The sequence below is a fragment of the Burkholderia oklahomensis C6786 genome, from assembly GCF_000959365.1.
GTDB classification, from domain to species: domain Bacteria; phylum Pseudomonadota; class Gammaproteobacteria; order Burkholderiales; family Burkholderiaceae; genus Burkholderia; species Burkholderia oklahomensis.
The window spans coordinates 1805897-1823635 of the sequence record NZ_CP009555.1; the positions used below are offsets into that span (position 1 = coordinate 1805897).

The window sequence follows — 17739 nt, forward strand, 5'->3', positions numbered from 1 at the left end:
CGCCGGAGCATCGGGCGCGTCGGGAGCCAGCGCGACGTCCGGCGCGGATGGCGACGCGATGGGCGAAGCAGGAATTGCTGCGCGAGCCGCCGCCGCCGAGACCGCCGCGCTCGCGCATGCGGTCGAGTCGGTGCTCGTCGCCGAGCTCGGCGACGAGCTCGTCACGTGTTCGGCGGCGATCGAGCCGCGCTATTTCACCGCGTATAACGAACCGCCCGGCGCCCGTCCGCGCGCGCTCGTGCGGCCGATTTCCGTCGACGACGTGTCGCGCGCGCTCGCGCTCTGCGCGCGGCTGCGTCAACCGGTCGTGCCGCAAGGCGGATTGACTGGGCTCGCGTTCGGCGGCGTCGCGCTCGGCGGTGAAGTCGTGTTGTCGATGGAGCGCTTCGCCGGGATCGAGGCAATCGACGCGGCGGCCGGCACGATGACCGTGCGCGCGGGCACGACGCTGCAAGCGGTGCAGGAAGCGGCGGAAGCAGCCGGCTTCGCATTCGGCGTCGATCTCGGCGCGCGCGGCTCGTGCCAGATCGGCGGCATGCTCGCGGCCAACGCGGGCGGCACGCGCGCGATCCGCTTCGGGATGATGCGCGAGCAGACGCTCGGCATCGAAGCGGTGCTCGCGGACGGGACGGTCGTCACGTCGCTGAACCGGATGCTGAAGAACAACGCCGGCTATGACGTGAAGCAGCTCTTCATCGGCAGCGAGGGCACGCTCGGCGTCATCACGCGCGCGGTGCTTCGGCTGCATCCGCCGCTCGCGGCGCCCGACGGCGCTCTGCCGCGTGCCCGACTACGACGCGCTCGTGCGGCTCTGGCGCGACGTGCGCGCGACATTGCCGGGCGTCGTCAGCTTCGAGGCGATGTGGCCGGCGTTCTATCGCTACGTCGCCGCGCATACGCCGGGCGTCACGCCGCCGTTCGATGCGGGCGACGACTTCGTCGTCCTGATCGAATGCGCGGCGAGCGATGCGCTCGAGCGGTGTCTCGGCGCGCGCTTCGATGCGGGCCTCGTGACCGATGCGGCGCTCGCCGCATCCGAGCGGCAGACGCGCGACATGTGGACGCTGCGCGAAGGACTCGCGATCGACGCGCTGCCGCATCTGCTCAATTTCGACGTGAGCTTGCCCGTCGCCGAACTCGGCGCGTTCGCCGAGCGCTGCGATGCCGCGCTGCGCGCGCGCTGGCCGCATGCGGTGTGTCTGTGCTTCGGGCATGTCGGCGACGGCAACGTGCACGTCGCCGTGTCGCTCGCCGATCTGCCCGCGCATGGCGCGGACGGCGTCGAGCGCGTCGTCTACGAAATCGTGCGGGCGATGGGCGGGTCGATCTCGGCCGAGCACGGGATCGGCGTGCTCAAGCGGCCGTATCTCGGGTACTCGCGGAGCGCTGCCGAGATCGGCGTGATGCGGGCGATGAAAAACGCGCTCGATCCGCTTGGGATCCTGAATCCCGGGAAGGTGCTGTAGTCGCGGCTGGACGGGTGGAGGCGCGGCGTGCGAGCGCTTTCGGCTGGAGGCGGTGCGGTGTCGTCGTTTCGGGTGGTGTCGTGGACGTCGTTGCGGACGGCGCGATTCCGCGTAGCATCGCTGCTGGAAGCCGGACGCCCCGGCAGTGAAACGGCGCCATCCGCCAGGGAAAGAGGCGACGCACTCGAATCCCGCGACGGCGCCCCGCCCGTTCATTCCGAATCCGGCGAATCCGCCTGCGCGAATCGCGCGGCGACCTCGCGCAGCCATGCCTCGCTCCAGGTGAGCGCGCCGACCTTCAGATGCTCGACGACGCTGCGCACCCAGTCGAGCTCGGCTTCGAGCGTCACCCGCATCAGTTCGCCATCGAGCAGAAAGAGCCGCGGGATCCGCATCGCGAGCGCGGCGTCTTGCGTTTCGTCGAGACGGGCCAGCTCGGCCTCGAGTGCGGCGGCACGCGCTTCGAGCTGGCGGCGCGCGTCATCGGCGGACAGCAGCGGCAGCACCGACAGCGCAGCCGGAAACGACGGAAATTCGCGCGCCGGCCGTGCGAGCTGCTCACGCAGCCACATGCGTGCGGTGTCGCGGCCCGTATCGGTGATTTCGTAGACCGTCCGCTCGGGAAACGCGCCGTCACGTTCGGTCTCGCGCACGGCGATCAGCGCGTCGCGCTGCAGGCGTTCGATCGTCTGGTAGAGGCTGTTGCGCTGCCTGACGTTGACGGTCTCGTCCTTGCCGCGCAGCTTCACGAGCTGCTGGATTCGGTACGCATGCATCGGCGCTTCGGTGAGCATGGCGAGCACGACGAGTGCAAGCGGAGAATATCGAGCCATAGCATGAATAGTTAATTAATTTCTAGTAATGTTATGACTAGGCATAAATGAACGCAAGCGCTGCAAGGCCCGCCGCTCGGACATCGGCGGACACCGCGCGTCAGCCGACGTGCGAGCGCTTGCCCGGCATGTTCGGCGTCTCCATCGTCGCGAGCCCGTGCACGATCCCGCAGTCCTCCACCGCGTGCTCGCCCTGGCACTGCTCGCGCAATTCGATCAGCTGCGCGCGCAAATGCTCGAGTTCGGCGAGGCGCGTGTTGACGTGGCCGATGTGCGCGTCGAGCAGCGCGTTGACGGAATCGCAGCGGTCCGCCGGATCGTCGGTAAAGCGCAGCAGCGCGCGGATCTCGTCGTGCGTCATGTCGAGCGCGCGGCAATTGCGGATGAAACGCAGCCGCTCGACGTGCGCGTCGGTGTAATTGCGGTAGTTGGAGTCGGTCCGTTCCGCGCCGGGCATCAGCCCCTCTTTTTCATAGAAACGAATCGTCTCGGGCGTGCACCGGGCCGCTTTCGCGAGTTCGCCGATCTTCATTCGAATCTCCTTACAAAAAGAGTTGACCTTGTAGTGACTTCAAGGTGTTAACTGTACACCGTCAGTCACAGAGGAGGTTGCCATGACCGAGGCCACTCGGGCCGAAAACCGGCCGCGTACGCCCGAATCCGATCGCGACGCCGCGCGTCCGGACGATGTGCGCGATCCGGCGTGCGTCGACGTGCGCTCGCATTCGCACGGGCGCGGCGCGCAGCGCGGCGATCCTGACGGCGCCGCGGCGCGCGTGGACGGTCGGGACGGGCGTTCGCGCGAGCGCGAGCTGGCGGATGCGGCCGATCCGAACCGAAAGGACGGCGCTCGACACCAGGGTTGCGGGCACGATCACGCCGAAGGCCAGGCGCATGGCAATGCTCGTTCTTGCGAACGCGATCACCAGCACGATCGGCGCAATGCGGATACCGGCGCTCGAGCGAACGGTGAAGTTCTGCGTCGCGACGATGGCCACGCTCAGCCGCGCGCCGACGCTTGTTGTTCGCACGACCGCCAGCGCGGCGATATCGACGCTATCGACGCGCGTGCAGATCGTGAAGCCCGGTCCCACGATCGCGGTTCGATTGGCCACGGCCACGGCCACGACCACGATTCGCACGCCGCCGCCGATCATCCGCACGCCCACTCCGGCGCCGCTTGCTGCGCGCCCGCACCCGTTGCATTCGCGCCGCTGCCTGGCGCACAGAAGGCCGCGGACGGCCGCGTGCGCTCCGCGTTCCGGATCATGCAGATGGACTGCCCGACCGAAGAAACGCTGATCCGCAAGAAGCTCGGCGGGATGGCCGAAGTCGCGGCGCTCGAATTCAACCTGATGCAGCGGATGCTGACGGTCGAGCACGCGCCGGGTGCGGAGGCGGGCATCGTCGGCGCGATCCGCTCGCTCGGGATGACGCCCGAGCAGGCGGACACCGGCGCGACGGGCCGCGGCGCGTCGTCCATGCCGGCCGAAGCGCCGCGACCGTGGTGGCCGCTCGCGATCGCGGGCGTCGCGGCGGCCGCGTCGGAGGCGGTCACGTGGCTGCAGCTTCCCGTATGGCTTGCCGCCGCGCTCGCGCTCGCCGCGGTCGCGACCTGCGGCCTCGGGACGTACCGCAAGGGCTGGATCGCGCTCACGAACGGCAACCTGAACATCAACGCGCTGATGAGCATCGCGGTGACGGGCGCGATGGCGATCGGCCAGTGGCCCGAGGCCGCGATGGTGATGGTGCTCTTCACCGTCGCCGAGCTGATCGAGGCGCGCTCGCTCGATCGCGCGCGCAACGCGATCCAGAGCCTGATGCGGCTCGCACCCGACACCGCCACGGTCAGGCAGCCCGACGGCTCGTGGCAGACGGTCGACGCCGCGCAGGTCGCGCTCGGCGCGGTCGTGCGCGTGAAGCCCGGCGAGCGGATCGGTCTCGACGGCGAGATCGTCGCCGGCCGCTCGACCGTCAACCAGGCGCCGATCACGGGCGAGAGCCTGCCCGTCGAGAAAGGCGACGGCGACCCGGTGTACGCGGGCACGATCAACGAAGCCGGCTCGTTCGAATATCGCGTGACGGCGGTCGCGAGCAACACGACGCTTGCGCGGATCATCCACGCGGTCGAGGAGGCGCAGGGCGCGAAGGCGCCGACGCAGCGCTTCGTCGACAGCTTCGCGCGCATCTACACGCCAATCGTGTTCGCGATCGCGCTCGTCGTCGCGATCGCGCCTCCGCTCGCGTTCGACGGCGCATGGCGCGACTGGATCTATCGCGCGCTCGTGCTGCTCGTGATCGCGTGCCCGTGCGCGCTCGTGATCTCGACGCCCGTGACGATCGTGTCCGGTCTCGCGGCGGCCGCGCGGCGCGGCATCCTCGTGAAGGGCGGCGTGTACCTCGAGCAAGGCCGCCGGCTCGCGTGGCTCGCGCTCGACAAGACGGGCACGATCACGCGCGGCAAGCCGGTGCAGACCGACTTCGAGATGCGCGCGGCCGACATCGACGTCGCCCGTGTGCGGCGGCTTGCCGCGAGCCTCGCCGCGCGCTCGGACCATCCGGTGTCGCAGGCGGTCGCGGCGGCCGGCGCGGCCGAAGGCGACGCGCACGGCGTCGGCGACGATAACGGCAAGGATGCGTCGTTCCTCGACGTCGCCGACTTCGAGGCGATTCCGGGTCGCGGCGTGCGCGGCGCGATCGACGGCGCGCCGTACTGGCTCGGCAACCACCGCCTCGTCGAAGAACTCGAATGCTGCACGTCCGCGCTCGAAGCGCGCCTCGACGAGCTCGAGCGGCAGGGCAAGACGGTCGTCATGCTGATCGACGGCACGCGCGTGCTCGGCCTCTTCGCGGTCGCCGACACGGTGAAGGACACGAGCCGCGCGGCGGTCGCCGAGCTGCACGCGCTCGGCATCAAGACCGCGATGCTGACGGGCGACAACCCGCACACCGCGCAGGCGATCGCGCAGCAGGTCGGCATCGACGACGCGCGCGGCAACCAGTTGCCGCAGGACAAGCTCGCCGCCGTCGACGAGCTCGCGACAGGCGGCCGCGCGGTCGGCATGGTCGGCGACGGGATCAACGACGCGCCCGCGCTCGCGCGCGCCGATATCGGCTTCGCGATGGGCGCGATGGGCACCGACACGGCGATCGAGACGGCCGACGTCGCGCTGATGGACGACGACCTGCGGAAGATCCCGGCATTCGTGCGGCTGTCGCGCGCGACGCATCGCGTGCTCGTGCAGAACATCACGTTCGCGCTCGCCGTGAAGGCGGTGTTCGTCGGATTGACGGTCGCAGGGATGGGCACGATGTGGATGGCGGTGTTCGCCGACGCGGGCGCGAGCTTGATCGTCGTCGGCAATGGCTTGCGGCTGCTGCGCCGCGGGCAGTGAACGGAGGCAATGATGGATTGGCTCAAGCGGATCGTCGGCGGCGGGCATCATGGAAGCGGCGGCCGTCGCGACCATCACGGCGGCGGGACGGGCGGCGGGCATGGCCGCGGCGGCGGCTACGACAGTCACGGCGGCCAAGGCGGCCACGGTTGGGGCCGCCGGGATGCGCCGAGCGACGACGGCCGGGATCGAGAACGTGGCGGCGTTCCGCCTCAAAGGGAAGCGGGCGGGCCCGTGCAGAGCGCCGCATGCGCGAAGTGCGGCGCGATCAACGGAGCGGATGCGAAGTTCTGCGCGCAGTGCGGCGCATCGCAAGCGCCGGCCGCGTGCGGCGGATGTCGCGCGCGGCTCGACGCATCCGCGCGCTTCTGCCCGCAATGCGGGACGGCAGTCTCGAAGGCGCGCGCGTGACGCGAGGCGGCGGAGTGCGGGCGGGCGCACGCATTCCGATAACGCTGCCAAGCAAGCTCGCGATTGCGTGCGCGAGATTTCACGCGCCGTATTCGAATCGATATATTCGAGTCGACTCGTTCGTTCGGCGCGCAAGCAAGCGTCGATATGTTTGATGCAGTGGTTTTGATGCAGTGCCGTCGCGGCGGGCGTCCGAACCCGTCCGTTTTCTCGCCGCCTCATCTGCGGCGAAGCGAATTCGCCGACTCAGCCGCGACACGGCCGAACTTGCCCGCGGCAGTCATTGTTCAGCGTGCCCAAACCGCACCCGTCTTCCCGCCCTGCAAATCCCGGGCCTGCCATAGCAAACGGCGTCTTGCGCTTGCGCTACCCGACAGGTGAACCCATGCCGGCGCACGCCGGTTCACATTCTTCCATCAATCGTCCGGTCCGTTTCATGCTTGCGGCTCGCCGACACGAATGCGCGTCGCCTGCCGCACCATTTCGCGCAACACGCAACGTTCGTGCACGCGAAGCCTTCATTAGGCCAACGAATTGCGCGATTCGCGCCGGGACTGTCGCGACCGTTTCATCGCGCGCGCACGCCTGGCGTCGCCGCACCATTTCGAAGCACGATTTTTATTAGCAGGATCGATCCCTTAGAATAAAGTTCGAGTACAGTGAAGCACGATTGAAGCCGTCATCGTTCCCCGTGTAAGGTCGCCGGCTGCGGAGTCAGGTTTTCTTCGGAGTCCGCAGGTTGTTCGTCGAGGTCCAACGCAACATCACGCTTTTCGGGAGAGAACATATGGATTCATCCAGTTTCCTGACGTCGATGCAGAGCACGCTCGGCGTATATCTGCCCAAGATCGCGGGCGCGCTCGGCATCCTGGTCGTCGGCTGGCTGATCGCCGTGATCGTCCGGGCGGGCGTGCGGCGCTTGCTGAGCGCGCTGAAGGTCGATGCGCGGATCGCCGAAAGCACTGGCCAGGGCGCGCAAGTGGAGCGCATCATCGCGGGCGGCCTGTTCTGGCTCATCCTGCTCGTGACCGCGGTCGGCATCTTCAACGTGCTGAACCTCTACGCGGTATCGAATCCGTTCTCGCTGCTCGTCACGAAGATCATCAACTATCTGCCGAACCTGCTCGGCGGCGCGGCGCTCACGCTCGTCGCGTGGCTGATCGCATCGTTGCTGCGCAGCCTCGCCGACAAGACGCTGAAAGCGAGCAAGATCGACAGCAAACTGTCGGAGACGGCAGGAATGCGGCCGATGAGCTCGTACCTCGGCGACGTGCTGTTCTGGCTCGTGATCCTGATGTTCATCCCGGCGATCCTCGCCGCGTTCGACCTGAACGGGCTGCTGTCGCCTGTGCAGGGGATGATCGACAAGATCCTCGCGATCGTGCCGAACGTGTTCGCCGCGGCCGTGATCGGCTTCGTCGGCTGGCTCGTCGCGCGCATCCTGCGCGGGCTCGTCACGAACCTGCTCGTCGCGGCGGGCGCCGACAGGCTCACGCAAAGCGTCGAGAGCCCGACGCCCGTGAAGATCTCGAGCCTCATCGGCACGGTCGTCTTCATCTTCGTGTTCGTGCCGACGCTGATCTCCGCGCTCGACGCGCTGAAGATCGAGGCGATCTCGCGGCCCGCGACCGACTTGCTCGGCCAGTTCCTCAACGCGGTGCCCGACATCTTCGCGGCCGTCGTGATCGTGCTCGTCACGTTCTACGTCGCGCGCTTCGTCGGCGCGCTCGTGCAGAAGCTGCTCGTCGCCGCGGGCGTCGACGGCCTGCCCGCCGTGCTGGGCGTCGAGCGCGTGTTCACCGGGATGCTGCAGCCTTCGGTGCTCGCCGGCCGGCTCGTGATCTTCTTCGCGATGCTGTTCGCGACGGTCGAGGCCGCGAACCGGCTCGGCTTCACGCAGGTGCGCGACGTCGTCACGCTGTTCATCGAGTTCGGCGGGCACGTGCTGATGGGCGGCGTGATCCTCGTGATCGGCTTCTGGCTCGCGGGCCTTGCGCGCCGCGTGATCGAGCAGGCTGACAACGAGCACAGCCGGCTCTTGTCGCGCATCGCGCAGTTCGCGATCCTCGGCCTCGTGTTCGCGATGGGACTGCGCGCGATGGGCATTGCGAACGAGATCGTGCAGCTCGCGTTCGGCCTCGTGCTCGGCGCGATCGCGGTCGCGGTCGCGCTGTCGTTCGGTCTTGGCGGCCGCGAAGCCGCGGGCAAGCTGCTCGACCGCTGGTTCAATCCGCGCGGCAAGCAGGAGTGATGCGCGGATGATGCGCGGGCGGTCGCGCGGCGATCGCCCGTGCATCGGCGCGGTTTCCGCGGAGACGCGCCGGGAGCGGCTTCGGGCGCCGTTCCCGCGTGCCGTACCTCGCGCGAACGTCACCCGATCGCCGCTCTTCGAACCTTCCGCAACGCGCTTTCGGGAGATTCGAGCGCAATCGAGCCGAGCGCGATACGCAGCGCATGCGGCGTCCTCGATGACGAGCAGATCGTGACGCTCGGCGAGCTCGGCAAGACGCGCGCGGTTCGGTGCGGACATCACGGAGCCGAGCGGATCGTGCGGCGTCGGCATCGTGTAGACCGCGCGCACCGGGCGTTTTCCGCAGAGCGCGCCGAGCCGGCCGAGATCCGGGATTTGCTCTGCCGACAGCGGCAGCGGCGTCAGCGCGATCCGGCGCGCGCGCGAGCGCGAGCGCTTTCATGCCGGGATACGTCAGATCGCCGATGCCGCAACTCATCGATGCGATGCCGTAGCTCGTCGATCGTTACGGCGCGTCGGTCGCCGGTCCACTGTTCGTGCTTGGCTGCGTGCTGACCTCGATCAGCGTCGCGTTTCACGCGCTGCTCGGCGTGGCCGGTCATGCCGAAGATCGAGCGCGCACGCGATGACGGTTCGTTTCGGCGTCTCGTCCCGGATTCGCGGCGAGAGCGGATCGATTAGCGTTTCTAACGATCGTGACGACGATCAAGCGGCGTCCGCGCTGCCGATCCGGCCTTTCTCACGCGCGTCCGCATAACCGGCCGGCAGCGGCGGGAAGCCGACGAGCCGCGCCGTTCCCGAACGCAGCACGAGTCCATAGAGCAGCATCGGGCAGGCGACGCCCGCGAGCGTGCCGAGCGCGAGCTGCACGCCGACGTCGACGACGCCGAGTTTGACGAGCGCGATGCGCGTGGCGGCCGTCGCGAGGATATGCGCGAGATAGATCGGCATCGACGCGAAGCCGATGTGCTCGAGCCACGTCGGACGCGGTGCGAGCCGGGGCGCGGCGTCGCCGCGCCGCATCGCGCGATGCGCGAGGAGCAGCACGAGTGCGCAGCCCGCGAGCGCGGCGGGCACGGCCGAGACGCTGTCCGGTTCGCCGAAGCGATGCGCGAATGCAACCGCCGCGGCGAACGTCACGGCAACGGCGGCGAGCGCGAGTCCGTTCGATGCGCGTTCGACGAGCGCGGGCAGCTTGTCGCCGATCAGCATGCCGAGCACGAAGAACGGAAGGTACGTGAGCGTCATCGACACGATGCCCCATTGCGTCGACGAGCCGGCGGCGAGCGCGACGACCGCGAGCCCGCCGATCGCGAGCGCGGCGAGCGATGCGTGCGCGCGTCCCGGCGCCGCGCGGCCGTGCGCGCGGATGCCGGGCGCGACGATCGACCATCCCCATGCGATCAGCATGCAGATGAAGAGCGTGTACAGGAACCAGAACTGGCCGAACGGCCGCCATCCGATCGCGAGCAGGTCGTTCGGCGTGAACGCGTGATTCATCCCGCGCGACGACAGCGCGAGCTGCACCGCGCCTTGCAGCAGCGACCAGACGAAGTACGGATAGGCGATCGTGCGCAGCTTCGCGAGCAGGAAGCCGTCGCCCGCGCGCTGTAGCGACTTCGGCACGTGCAGCCCCGACAGCAGGAAGAAGAGCGGCATGTGGAACGTGTAGATCGTGTAGTCGGTCGCGGCGAGCAGGGTGCTCGGCCACCCGGCCGGCACGAGGCCGGCGGCGAACAGGCCGCGCAGCGCGTGGCCGTACACGACGAGGACGATGCCCGCGCCCCGAGCGGTATTGAGATAGGAGTCCCGCATGGTCTGAATGATTGGAATGATCGATCTTGGGTGGGCCGCGCGTCGCCCGAAGGCTGAGCGCGGGACGCTCACTGCGTGAACACAATGTAGGGGCTGGCGCGGTGACGATCTGTGTGCCGGGCGACACAAGTTCGCTGTCGCGTCGCGCGGCGGATGCGGACGCTCGGCGAGCCGCGCGCGCGGATGCCGGGATGCGAAGACGCGCGCGTCCGATGCGACGCATATCGCCGATCGCGTGCGCCGCATGCGGCGTTCGTTGCGCCGCCGCAAGCCGTTCCGCCCGCGTGCGCATCGATCCTCGCACGTGCCTGTTTCAGCCGCCGGAAATGTTTCCGTACGAGAAATGAAAGCACGGACGTTTGCCGATTTTCGATAACACGTCGATTAATGACTCACTAGCATCGATTCTCAGTGGCGGAGCGGGCCTATCTCGGCGCCGGGCTCCGCCGCCTTCGAGGAGAGATTCATGCAGACAGAGTCGAATGGCCGCCCCGGCGCGGGCGGCAAGGCAGCGCAGCCGGTGCTGCAGCAAACCCTCGGCACGTGGCAGTTGTGGGGCATCGCGGTCGGCCTCGTGATCTCCGGCGAATACTTCGGCTGGAGCTACGGCTGGGCGAGCGCGGGCACGCTCGGCTTCGTCATCACCGCGCTGTTCGTCGCGGCGATGTACACGACCTTCATCTTCAGCTTCACCGAGCTCACGACGTCGATTCCGCACGCGGGCGGCCCGTTTGCTTACGCGCGGCGCGCGTTCGGCCCGGCGGGCGGCTATCTCGCGGGCGTCGCGACGCTCGTCGAGTTCGTGTTCGCGCCGCCCGCGATCGCGCTCGCGATCGGCGCGTACCTGCACGTGCAGTTTCCGGGGCTCGAACCGAAGCACGCGGCGATGGGCGCGTATCTCGTGTTCATGGCGCTCAACATCGTCGGCGTGCAGATCGCCGCGACGTTCGAGCTCGTCGTCACGCTGCTCGCGATCTTCGAGCTGCTCGTGTTCATGGGCGTCGTGTCGCCGGGCTTCGCGTGGAGCAACTTCGTGAAGGGCGGCTGGTCCGGCGCCGATCACTTCAGCGTCGGTTCGTTCCACGGGATGTTCGCGGCGATTCCGTTCGCGATCTGGTTCTTCCTCGCGATCGAGGGCGTCGCGATGGCGGCCGAGGAAGCGAAGAATCCTAAGCGCTCGATTCCGATCGCGTACGTCGCCGGCATCCTGACGCTCGTCGCGCTCGCGATCGGCGTGATGGTGTTCGCGGGCGGCGCGGGCGACTGGACCAAGCTCGCGAACATCAACGACCCGCTGCCGCAGGCGATGAAGTACATCGTCGGCGCGAACAGCGGCTGGATGCACATGCTCGTGTGGCTCGGCCTGTTCGGCCTCGTCGCGTCGTTCCACGGGATCATCCTCGGCTATTCGCGCCAGATCTTCGCGCTCGCTCGCGAAGGCTATCTGCCCGAATGGCTCGCGAAGGTGCATCCGCGCTTCAGGACGCCTTATCGCGCGATCCTCGCGGGCGGCGTGGTCGGCATCGTCGCGATCTACAGCGACGAGCTGATCCAGTTCGGCGGTCAGACGCTCACCGCGAACATCGTGACGATGTCCGTATTCGGCGCTATCGTGATGTACATCGTCAGCATGGCCGCGCTCTTCAAGCTGCGCCGCGTGCAGCCGCGGATGGAGCGCCCGTTCCGCGCGCCGCTGTATCCGTTCTTCCCGGCGTTCGCGCTCGTCGCGGCGATCGTGTGCCTCGGCACGATGGTGTACTTCAACGCGCTCGTCGCGTCGATCTTCGTCGCGTTCGTCGCGCTCGGGTATGGCTACTTCCTCGCGACGCGCTCGCAGCGCGCGGCCGCGCCCGCCGACGCGCTGCTCGAGGAGTAGGAACGGCGTGCGCCGCGCGCCGGAGGGCGGCGCGCGGCCGTTACGACAAGGAGTCCAGATGCGATATACGGAGACGATCGGTTCGCGCACCTACCGCTTCGCGGACCTGAAGACGCTGCTCGCGAAGGCGAGCCCTTTGCGTTCCGGCGACCAGCTCGCGGGCGTCGCGGCCGCGACCGAGGAGGAGCGCGTCGCGGCGAAGATGGCGCTCGCGAGCGTGCCGCTCGCCGCATTCCTCAACGAGGCGGTGATCCCTTACGAAGACGACGAGGTCACGCGCCTCGTCGTCGACACGCATTCGCGCGACGCATTCGCCGAGATCTCGCACCTGACGGTCGGCGATTTCCGCAACTGGCTGCTGTCGAGCGCCGCCGATTCGGCCGCGCTCGAGCGGATCGCGCCGGGACTCACGCCGGAGATGGTCGCGGCGGTGTCGAAGCTGATGCGCAACCAGGATCTGATCGCGGCCGCGAGAAAGCGCCGCGTCGTCACGCGCTTCCGGAACACGGTCGGGCTGCCGGGACGGATGTCGGTGCGGCTGCAGCCGAACCATCCGACCGACGACGTGAAAGGCATCGCCGCATCGATGCTCGACGGCCTGATGTACGGCTGCGGCGACGCGATGATCGGCATCAATCCGGCGACCGACAGCCTCGCCGCGATCACGAAGCTGCTCGCGATGATCGACGCGTTTCGCGAGCGCTACCGCGTGCCGACGCAGTCGTGCGTGCTCACGCACGTGACCAACACGATCGTGGCGATCGAGAAAGGCGCGCCCGTCGATCTCGTGTTCCAGTCGATCGCGGGCACCGAGAAGGCGAACGCGAGCTTCGGCATTTCGCTCGCGCTGCTCGCCGAAGCGCGCGAGGCGGCGCTGGCGCTCAAGCGCGGCACGGTCGGCAACAACCTGATGTACTTCGAGACGGGCCAGGGCAGCGCGCTGTCGGCGAACGCGCATCACGGCGTGGACCAGCAGACCTGCGAGGTGCGCGCCTACGCGGTCGCGCGCGCGTTCGAGCCGTTTCTCGTCAACACGGTGGTCGGCTTCATCGGTCCCGAATATCTGTACGACGGCAAGCAGATCATTCGCGCGGGGCTCGAGGATCACTTCTGCGGCAAGCTGCTCGGCGTGCCGATGGGCTGCGACATCTGCTACACGAACCATGCGGAAGCCGACCAGGACGACATGGACAACCTGCTGACGCTGCTCGGCGCCGCGGGCATCAACTTCATCATGGGCATTCCGGGCGCGGACGACGTGATGCTCAACTACCAGAGCACGTCGTTTCACGATCAGCTCTACGTGCGCGAGGTGCTCGGCCTGCGCCGCGCGCCCGAGTTCGAGGAATGGCTGGAGACGATGGAGATCGCCGATGCGCACGGCGCGCTGCGCGCCGCGTCGATGCGCGTGCCGCTCCTCGCCGGCGCGAACGACTGGATGGGGCTTTCCGCATGAGCGACGCGGTCGAAAAGAACCCGTGGGGGCAGCTCAAGACGTTCACGAACGCGCGGATCGCGCTCGGACGCGCGGGCAACAGCCTGCCGACCGCGCCGCTGCTTGCGTTCAACCTGTCGCACGCGCAGGCGCGCGATGCCGTTCATCAGCCGCTCGACGCCGACGCGCTGCGGCGCGAGATCGAAGCGGCCGGACTCCCGACGCTCGGCGTAGAGAGCGCCGCGCCGGATCGGCAGCATTACCTGCGCCGGCCGGACCTCGGCCGCAAGCTGTCCGACGACGGCCGCGCGCTGCTCGCCGGCTACGGCGCGGCGCTCGACGCCGCGCCCGACGTCGTGTTCGTCGTCGCCGACGGGCTGTCGGCGTTCGCGGCCGCGAAGCAGGCGCTGCCGCTCCTGAACGCGGTGCGGCCGAAGCTCGGCGGCTGGCGGATCGGGCCCGTCGTCGTCGCGCGGCAGGCGCGCGTCGCGCTCGGCGACGAGATCGGCGAGCTGCTCGGCGCGCGCCTCGTCGCGATGCTGATCGGCGAGCGGCCGGGTTTGAGCTCGCCCGACAGCCTCGGGGTGTATCTGACGTACGCGCCGAAGCTCGGCTGCCACGACGCGCAGCGCAACTGCATCTCGAACGTGCGTCCCGAAGGGCTGCCGCACGACGCGGCCGCGCACAAGCTGCACTATCTGATGACGCATGCGCGGCGGCTCGGGCTGACTGGCGTCGGGCTCAAGGACGACAGCGATGCGTTGTTGTCTTCGGCGGACCCGGAGCGGATCGCGGCGGAGTAGTTCGGCCGCGGTGCGGTGAAATCGGCTTGGCGTGGCATGTGGCAGGCGGCGGCCGGCGCGGCTGTGTCGGCGTGTCGGCGCGGCAAGCGATCCGCGACGTGCTCCGTGCGCGATGCGCGGCGCTCGTGCCCACGCGGCCCCGAACGGCGCACGCACGCCGATGCGCATCAACCCGCCGCGCTCGCCTCGACTGCCTCGATCGGCACATTCGCATGCCGTCGCTCGAGCTCGAGCAGCCACCGCTTGCGCTCGATCCCGCCGCCGTAGCCCGTGAGCGACCCGTCCTTGCCGATGATCCGATGGCACGGCACGATGATCGAGATGCGGTTCGCGCCGTTCGCCGCGGCGAACGCCGTGCACGAGGCCGCCGCGCGGCTCGCGACGGGCGATCTCGCGACGACGCGACGACGTGACGACGCGACGTGACGCGACGTGACGCGGCGACGCGCGAGCCGCCCGACTGCCTGACCGGCCGATTCGGCGCCACAGTCGCAAAAGAGCCCGGCGGATCCGCATCGAGACGCGAATCCGCCGGGCCGGGCCAAGCCGTTCGTGCGACGCGCAACCGGCGCGCGCCGCCGCCCGCGCGCGGGATCAGAAGAACCCGAGCGGCTTTTCGCTGTAGCTGACGAGCAGGTTCTTCGTCTGCTGGTAGTGGTCGAGCATCATCTTGTGCGTCTCGCGGCCGATCCCCGACTGCTTGTAGCCGCCGAACGCCGCATGCGCCGGATACGCGTGATAGCAGTTCGTCCACACGCGGCCCGCCTGGATGCCGCGGCCGACGCGGTATGCGCGGTTGCCGTCGCGCGTCCAGACGCCCGCGCCCAGACCGTACAGCGTGTCGTTCGCGATCTCGAGCGCTTCCTCCTCGGACTTGAACGTCGTCACCGCAAGCACCGGCCCGAAGATCTCTTCCTGGAAGATGCGCATCTTGTTGTGGCCGCGGAACACGGTCGGCTTCACGTAATAGCCTTCCGACAGCTCGCCGCCGAGCACGTTGCGCTCGCCGCCCGTCAGGCACTGCGCGCCTTCCTTGCGGCCGATGTCGATGTACGACAGGATCTTTTCGAGCTGCTCGGACGACGCCTGCGCGCCGATCATCGTCTGCGCGTCGAGCGGGTGGCCTTGCTTGATCGATTCGACGCGCTTGAGCGCGCGTTCCATGAAGCGCTCGTAGATGCTCTCCTCGACGAGCGCGCGCGACGGGCACGTGCAGACCTCGCCCTGGTTGAGCGCGAACATCGCGAAGCCTTCGAGCGCCTTGTCGAAGTAGCCGTCGTCGCGGTCCATCACGTCGGCGAAGAAGATGTTCGGGCTCTTGCCGCCGAGCTCGAGCGTGACGGGGATCAGGTTTTCACTGGCGTACTGCATGATGAGGCGGCCCGTCGACGTCTCGCCCGTGAACGCGATCTTCGCGATCCGCTTGCTCGACGCGAGCGGCTTGCCCGCCTCGAGCCCGAAGCCGTTGACGATGTTCAGCACGCCGGGCGGCAGCAGATCCTGGATCAGCTCGGCGAACACGAGGATCGACGCGGGCGTCTGCTCGGCCGGCTTCAGCACGACGCAGTTGCCGGCCGCGATCGCGGGCGCGAGCTTCCACGCGGCCATCAGCAGCGGGAAGTTCCACGGGATGATCTGGCCGACGACGCCGAGCGGCTCGTGGAAGTGATAGGCGACCATGTCGCCGCCGATGTCGGCGATCGAGCCTTCCTGCGCGCGGATGCAGCCCGCGAAGTAGCGGAAGTGGTCGATCGCGAGCGGCACGTCGGCCGCGGTCGTCTCGCGCAGCGGCTTGCCGTTGTCGATCGTCTCGGCGACCGCGAGGCGCGTGAGGTTCGCCTCCATCCGGTCGGCGATCCTGAGCAGCGCGTTCGCGCGCTCGCCCGCGCTCGTCGCGGCCCAGCCGGCCTTCGCGGCGTGCGCGGCGTCGAGCGCGAGCTCGACGTCCGCTTCGCGCGAGCGAGGGATCGCGGTGAACGGCTGGCCGGTCACGGGCGAGACGTTGTCGAAATACTCGCCGCCGACCGGGGCGACCCATTCGCCGCCGATGAAATTCCCGTATTGCTTGCGGTACGGAAATTCGATGTTCAGATGTTGCATGTCCGCGTGATTCATCGTTGCTCCTCGCATGTCGGTATCGGTGATGCGTCGCGCGACGTGCGCGACGCCTGTCGTTACGCCAAAACCGTGCCAGCCGGCCGCGCGACGGTGCATCGGGGCTCCGGCGCGGGGCTCGGCGCGCGGGCGGCGCGGCCGGGCGCGCGCGACTGCGCCGTCGTTGAACAGCCGCCGCATGCGGATTGTTCAAACGCGGTACAGCGAGAAGACGAGACCGGCGATTTTGGCGACGCTACGCTTCGGCATGGGAATTGCGTCATCGAACGGATCGTTTCAGCTTCAGCGACGCAAAAGGGGGCGCGATGGATCACGAGCACACCGGCGCCGAGACGACGGCGGAGGACACGGGACGCAGCGCGGACGGCGACGGCACGGCCGGGCGCGCCGTCGTCAGCGTCGCGCACGACGCCGACGAGCAGGCGCGCAACCTGATCGGCTGGCGCCAGACCTATGACCAGCTCGCGGCGGGCCGCTTCGTCGGCACGCTGACCGAGCTGCCGCTCGACACGATGAAGGTGTTTCGGGAGACGACGAGCCACACGCTGCGGCAGGCGTGCGAGGTGCGCGGGGACGCGTACTGGTTCGGCATTCCGGTCGCGCGCGATGGTGCGGCGCGCATCGACGCGCGGCCGATCGCCGCCGATGCGCTCGCGTTCCGGCCCGGCAACGTCGAATTCGAGCTGCTGACGCCCGCGCAATTCTCGATCTACGGGCTGGTCGTGCGCGGCGCGGTGCTGCGCCGCTACGCGGAGGAGGTCGAGCGCTGCGGGCTCGACGAGCGGCTGCCGCTCGTGCCCGTCGTGCGCGTCGGCGAGGCGCGGCTCACGCGGCTTTGCGCGCTGCTCGCCCAGCGGCTCGACGACGCGGACGCGATGAGCGCGGCGGGCGCGCCGCTGTCCGACTGCGCGCGCAATGACTTGCAGGCGGAAGTGCTCGCGGCGCTGTTCGACCTGTGCGCGTCGCCTGCCGCCGACGCGACCGTCGAGCATGCGTCGCGGCGGCGCAAGATCGTCGCGGCCGCGCGCGACTACGTGCTCGCGCACCGTTCGCGGCCCGTCGGCGTGCCCGAGCTGTGCGAGCAGTTGCACGTGAGCCGGCGCACGCTGCAGTACTGCTTCCAGGACGTGCTCGGGATGGCGCCCGCGACCTATCTGCGTGCGTTGCGGCTGAACGGCGTGCGGCGCGACCTGCGCGGGCGCGCGGCGGATTCGGTGCAGGACGTCGCGGCCGCGTGGGGGTTCTGGCATCTGAGCCAGTTCGCGACCGACTATCGGCGGATGTTCGGCGCGCGGCCGTCCGAGACGTTGCGCGACGCGCTCACTTGCTGAAAAAGGGA

12 protein-coding genes and 3 pseudogenes are annotated in these 17739 nt (G+C 68.9%); 9 read left to right on the forward strand and 6 right to left on the reverse strand.

Translation table 11 applies throughout. The features are described 5' to 3' along the window. The first annotated feature begins 58 nt into the window (after positions 1 to 58). Positions 59 to 1466: pseudogene (locus BG90_RS08070) on the forward strand (FAD-binding oxidoreductase). 212 nt (positions 1467 to 1678) lie between these two features. Here the strand turns inward: BG90_RS08070 and BG90_RS08075 are convergent. Both BG90_RS08075 and cadR read right to left on the reverse strand, forming a co-directional pair. Further along, on the reverse strand, positions 1679 to 2299 hold the full coding sequence (locus BG90_RS08075; RefSeq protein ID WP_025990051.1) for a PadR family transcriptional regulator: 621 nt from the start codon (positions 2297 to 2299) through the stop codon (positions 1679 to 1681). A gap of 100 nt (positions 2300 to 2399) precedes the next feature. After that, positions 2400 to 2831 (reverse strand): Cd(II)/Pb(II)-responsive transcriptional regulator, encoded by a 432-nt coding sequence (gene cadR / locus BG90_RS08080; RefSeq protein WP_010117505.1) that lies wholly within the window; start codon positions 2829 to 2831, stop codon positions 2400 to 2402. 82 nt (positions 2832 to 2913) lie between these two features. Between cadR and BG90_RS08085 the strand changes: the two genes are divergently transcribed. The 3 genes from BG90_RS08085 (at position 2914) to BG90_RS08095 (ending at position 8356) form a co-directional block, all read left to right on the forward strand. Beyond that, the gene (locus BG90_RS08085; protein ID WP_441299848.1) at positions 2914 to 5694 is read left to right on the forward strand and encodes a heavy metal translocating P-type ATPase; all 2781 of its coding nucleotides are present in this window, start codon (positions 2914 to 2916) and stop codon (positions 5692 to 5694) included. Positions 5695 to 5706: 12 nt separating this feature from the next. Further along, positions 5707 to 6105 (forward strand): zinc ribbon domain-containing protein, encoded by a 399-nt coding sequence (locus BG90_RS08090; protein ID WP_010107178.1) that lies wholly within the window; start codon positions 5707 to 5709, stop codon positions 6103 to 6105. 787 nt (positions 6106 to 6892) lie between these two features. Further along, entirely contained in the window at positions 6893 to 8356 is a 1464-nt protein-coding gene (locus BG90_RS08095; protein ID WP_010107177.1) for a mechanosensitive ion channel, read from the forward strand. Between the two features lie 198 nt (positions 8357 to 8554). Here BG90_RS08095 and BG90_RS37250 read toward each other — a convergent pair. After that, positions 8555 to 8813: pseudogene (locus BG90_RS37250) on the reverse strand (PLP-dependent aminotransferase family protein); the annotation flags it as partial. A gap of 248 nt (positions 8814 to 9061) precedes the next feature. After that, positions 9062 to 10171: an acyltransferase family protein gene (locus BG90_RS08100; protein ID WP_045568108.1), complete on the reverse strand. Its 1110-nt coding sequence runs from the start codon at positions 10169 to 10171 to the stop codon at positions 9062 to 9064. A 466-nt stretch (positions 10172 to 10637) separates the two neighbouring features. On the opposite strand from BG90_RS08100, the gene eat reads away from it, so the two are divergent. The 3 genes from eat to eutC are packed head-to-tail and all read left to right on the forward strand — an operon-like array spanning position 10638 to position 14285. Continuing rightward, positions 10638 to 12047 carry an ethanolamine permease gene (eat, locus tag BG90_RS08105; RefSeq protein ID WP_010107172.1) on the forward strand — a complete coding sequence of 470 codons (1410 nt, stop codon included), beginning with the start codon at positions 10638 to 10640 and terminating at the stop codon, positions 12045 to 12047. A 58-nt stretch (positions 12048 to 12105) separates the two neighbouring features. Continuing rightward, the gene (locus tag BG90_RS08110; RefSeq protein ID WP_010117497.1) at positions 12106 to 13503 is read left to right on the forward strand and encodes an ethanolamine ammonia-lyase subunit EutB; all 1398 of its coding nucleotides are present in this window, start codon (positions 12106 to 12108) and stop codon (positions 13501 to 13503) included. Continuing rightward, positions 13500 to 14285 carry an ethanolamine ammonia-lyase subunit EutC gene (gene eutC / locus BG90_RS08115; RefSeq protein WP_010107170.1) on the forward strand — a complete coding sequence of 262 codons (786 nt, stop codon included), beginning with the start codon at positions 13500 to 13502 and terminating at the stop codon, positions 14283 to 14285. Before BG90_RS08110 ends, eutC begins: the two co-directional genes overlap by 4 nt. A 167-nt stretch (positions 14286 to 14452) precedes the next feature. Here the strand turns inward: eutC and BG90_RS37255 are convergent. Then, positions 14453 to 14626: pseudogene (locus BG90_RS37255) on the reverse strand (methylated-DNA--[protein]-cysteine S-methyltransferase); the annotation flags it as partial. Here BG90_RS37255 and BG90_RS37260 point away from each other — a divergent pair. After that, positions 14598 to 14711 (forward strand): hypothetical protein, encoded by a 114-nt coding sequence (locus BG90_RS37260; RefSeq protein ID WP_010117494.1) that lies wholly within the window; start codon positions 14598 to 14600, stop codon positions 14709 to 14711. The pseudogene BG90_RS37255 and the gene BG90_RS37260 overlap by 29 nt on opposite strands. Before the next feature lie 168 nt (positions 14712 to 14879). On the opposite strand, the gene adh is transcribed toward BG90_RS37260, so the two are convergent. Next, positions 14880 to 16400 carry an aldehyde dehydrogenase gene (gene adh, locus BG90_RS08125; protein ID WP_010107166.1) on the reverse strand — a complete coding sequence of 507 codons (1521 nt, stop codon included), beginning with the start codon at positions 16398 to 16400 and terminating at the stop codon, positions 14880 to 14882. A gap of 305 nt (positions 16401 to 16705) precedes the next feature. Between adh and BG90_RS08130 the strand changes: the two genes are divergently transcribed. Next, positions 16706 to 17731, forward strand: coding sequence for a helix-turn-helix domain-containing protein (locus BG90_RS08130; RefSeq protein WP_010117493.1), 1026 nt, complete (start codon positions 16706 to 16708; stop codon positions 17729 to 17731). The last annotated feature ends 8 nt before the right edge of the window (positions 17732 to 17739 follow it).

Coding starts and splice junctions, on each gene's coding strand:
- BG90_RS08075 (WP_025990051.1), bottom strand. CDS start 2,299: ATGGCTCGATATTCTCCGCTTGCACTCGTCGTGCTCGCCATGCTCACC.
- cadR (WP_010117505.1), bottom strand. CDS start 2,831: ATGAAGATCGGCGAACTCGCGAAAGCGGCCCGGTGCACGCCCGAGACG.
- BG90_RS08085 (WP_441299848.1), top strand. CDS start 2,914: ATGACCGAGGCCACTCGGGCCGAAAACCGGCCGCGTACGCCCGAATCC.
- BG90_RS08090 (WP_010107178.1), top strand. CDS start 5,707: ATGGATTGGCTCAAGCGGATCGTCGGCGGCGGGCATCATGGAAGCGGC.
- BG90_RS08095 (WP_010107177.1), top strand. CDS start 6,893: ATGGATTCATCCAGTTTCCTGACGTCGATGCAGAGCACGCTCGGCGTA.
- BG90_RS08100 (WP_045568108.1), bottom strand. CDS start 10,171: ATGCGGGACTCCTATCTCAATACCGCTCGGGGCGCGGGCATCGTCCTC.
- eat (WP_010107172.1), top strand. CDS start 10,638: ATGCAGACAGAGTCGAATGGCCGCCCCGGCGCGGGCGGCAAGGCAGCG.
- BG90_RS08110 (WP_010117497.1), top strand. CDS start 12,106: ATGCGATATACGGAGACGATCGGTTCGCGCACCTACCGCTTCGCGGAC.
- eutC (WP_010107170.1), top strand. CDS start 13,500: ATGAGCGACGCGGTCGAAAAGAACCCGTGGGGGCAGCTCAAGACGTTC.
- BG90_RS37260 (WP_010117494.1), top strand. CDS start 14,598: ATGATCGAGATGCGGTTCGCGCCGTTCGCCGCGGCGAACGCCGTGCAC.
- adh (WP_010107166.1), bottom strand. CDS start 16,400: ATGAATCACGCGGACATGCAACATCTGAACATCGAATTTCCGTACCGC.
- BG90_RS08130 (WP_010117493.1), top strand. CDS start 16,706: ATGGATCACGAGCACACCGGCGCCGAGACGACGGCGGAGGACACGGGA.